This window comes from Burkholderia sp. GW821-FHT14F03 (assembly GCF_058803765.1).
This window is the reverse complement of the sequence record NZ_JBXAPG010000112.1, coordinates 1-3,238: the sequence shown is the minus strand read 5'-3', so window position 1 is coordinate 3,238 and position 3,238 is coordinate 1. Positions and strand designations below refer to the sequence as shown.

At 66.1% G+C, this 3,238-nt stretch carries 1 protein-coding gene; it reads left to right on the top strand.

Annotated elements, in window-relative coordinates; all coding sequences use genetic code 11:
- On the top strand, positions 1-3,238 hold a 3,238-nt coding region (locus tag AC1RQF_RS33175; protein WP_492874354.1), incomplete at both ends, for a non-ribosomal peptide synthetase.

Sequence of the window (3,238 nt, the reverse complement as noted above, 5' to 3'; positions counted from 1 at the left end):
CAGGACCTGCCGTTCGAGCGGCTGGTGCAGGAGCTGAAGCCCGAGCGCGATCTCGGCCGCGCGCCCTTGTTCCAGGTCGAATTCATTCTGCAAAACACGCCGAAGGCGGAATTCAGGTTGCCCGGTTTGCGGATCAGCAGCGCAGCCAACGAAAGCCATACCAGCAAGTTCGACCTGACGTTCGAGTTCACCGAACGAGAATCCCGCCTGGACGGCGTGATCCGCTACAGCACGGATTGCTTTGCTCCGTCCACCGCGGAACGTCTTGCCAGGGGGTACAGCCATCTTCTGGGTCAACTGTCGGAGAAGCTGAAGCAACCGATCTCTCGCCTGACCGTGTTGTCGCCGGCCGACCGGCAGATCGTGGTGCATGGTTTCAATGCCACGGCCAGGGATGTGGGCGGCACGCGCCTGCTGCATCGTCGCTTCGAAAGCCAGGCCGCATCGACCCCCTCGGCAACCGCGGTACGTTTCGAAGGCGCATCGCTCAGCTACGAGGAACTGAACCAACGAGCCAATCGCCTCGCGGTCCGGCTTCGCGGACTGGGGGCGGGGCCGGACCGGCTGGTCGCGCTTTGCTGCGAGCGTTCGCTCGACATGATGGTCGGGCTGATCGCAATCCTGAAGTCCGGCGCGGCCTATTTGCCGTTGGATCCCCACGGCCCACCCGCGCGCATGCGCTCGACGCTTGTCGAAGCGGCTCCGATGGCCATGCTGACGCTGGCTCGCCATCGCGGCGCGCTCGACGCCATCGATCTGCCGATCATCGAACTGGACGCGGAACCGGATGACGCGGAGATGTCGCCCGCCGACGGGAATGCCCCGTGGCCTTGCCGGCCTGGGAATCTGGCGTATGTCATCTACACGTCCGGTTCCACCGGGCGGCCCAAGGGCGCCATGTTGACGCACGAGGGAATCTGCAACCGGCTGCAATGGATGCAGGACGAATATCGGTTGCAGGCCGACGACGTGGTGCTGCAGAAGACGCCGCTCACCTTCGACGTGTCCGTCTGGGAGTTGTTCTGGCCGCTGCTGACGGGAGCCTGTCTGGAGATCGCGCCGCCGGACAGTCACCGCGATCCTGGCCTGCTCGTCGACCTCGTGCGCCGCGCAGGTGTGACAACCCTGCACTTCGTGCCATCGATGCTGCAGAGCTTTCTGGATCAGCCGCATGCGCCGCAATGCACGTCATTGCGGCGCATCGTCTGCAGCGGCGAAGCACTGAAGGCCGCCACGCGCGACCGCTGTTTCGAACGGCTGACTTGCGCGCTGCACAACCTATACGGGCCCACCGAGGCATCGGTCGACGTCAGTCATTGGCAGTGTCGGCTCGATGAACGTGGGACGGTTCCAATCGGGCGGCCGATTGCCAACACCGAACTCTACATCCTCGACCCGAGCGGCGAGCCGGCCCCGATCGGCGCGAGTGGCGAGCTGTTCATCGGCGGCCTCGGCGTCGGTCGCGGCTATCTGGCACGACCGGATCTGACGGCGGCGAGTTTCGTGCCCGATGCGCTGTCGGGCCGGCTCGGCGCACGACTGTATCGCACGGGCGACCTGGCGCGCTGGCGCGAAGACGGCTCGATCGAATTCCTGGGACGCCGCGACTTTCAGGTCAAGATCCGCGGCTTCCGCATCGAATGCGGCGATATCGAGGCTGCGCTGATGCGTCATCCGGAAGTGACCGACGCCGCCGTCGTCGCTTGCGGCGACGACGCGCGGCGGGCGCTCAATGCCTTTGTCGTGCCGCGCCTGGAGCAGGCGGATGCGGCAGGCGACACGGCACGGACCCGGGCGTGGGAGCAGGTATTCGACCAAACCTATGCCGAGCCGTCGGTCGAGGAACGCGCCTTCAACGTCGTCGGCTGGAACAGCAGCTATACCGGCGACGCGCTGCCCGACATCGAAATGCGCGCGTGGGTCGATGTGACGGTGGATTCGATCAAGGCGTTGCGGCCGCGCAGGATCCTCGAAGTCGGCGTGGGCACGGGGCTGTTGATGTTCCCGCTGTTGGCGTCGTGTGAGCGCTATGAAGGCTGGGACATTTCCGGCACCTCGATCCGCTATCTGCGAGAGACGCTGCCGCAGTTCGGCGAGATGGCGGACAAGGTGCGGCTCGAACAGCGCGGAACGGATGCGATGCCGCAACTGGCCGATGGCAGCTTCGATTGCATCGTACTGAACTCGGTGGTCCAGTACCTGTCGAGCGCCGCTCAGCTTGAGCAGGTCATGGACGCCGCGGTGCGCGCGCTGGCTCCGGGAGGAACGCTGTTCGTCGGCGACGTGCGGCATCTGGGCTTGCTCGACGTCTTCCATGCCTCGGTGGCCTGGCATCAGGCGGCGCCGGATCTTACCGCGGCGGAGATCAGCCGACGCGCCATCGAGGCGGTGACGCACGAGACCGAACTGGCGCTCGATCCTCGGTTTTTCCTCGATTGGTCGCGTTCGGCGCAGCGGGTGAGCGCAGTCGAAATCAGGCCCAAGCTCGGCGGCTATGTGAACGAGCTGTCCCGGTTCCGCTACGACGTCGTCATGCATGTCGAATGCGCAGCGCGCGAGATTGAACCGGAATGGATCGACTGGTCGACGGTGCAGGCGGATGCGAGCGAGGTCTGCGCCATGCTGCGGGAAGATCGGCCGCAGGTGCTGGCATTCCGCTCGATCGCCAACCGTCGCAGCGCCGACGATTGCCGCCTCGCCGGGCTATTGCAGCGGATGCCCACTGCGTCGCGCGACAGGGTGGAAGACGCGCTTGCGAAACTGTCGCGCTCGCTCGATCAGGATCCCGATGCGTGGGCCGCGCTGGCCGACGCCGCGCAATACTGGGTCTACCTTGACGGGCTCGGCGCCGATGGCGCTTTCGACGCGCTGCTGATCCGGCGCGAGGACGGGGAGACTCACCGACCGGTGATTCGCTGGCCAGGTGTTCACCGCGCGATGATCGCCCGTCGCAGCAGCAACACGCCGGCTTTCGGCCATCGTGCCCGCATGCTGGCCGGCGAACTCAAGCATGCGCTCGCGCAGGAATTGCCGGCCTACATGCAGCCCTCGGTCATCGTGGCATTGCCGGCGTTGCCGCTGAACGCGAACGGTAAGGTCGATCGGGGGCGGTTGCAGGATCTGGGCGGGCAGGCATGGAAGGCGGGCGGGGAGGATCGGCAGCCGTTGCGCGGGCGTCATCAGCATGCGGTGGCGCAGATCTGGAGCGAGGTGCTGGGCCGGGCGGAGATCGGCGCGA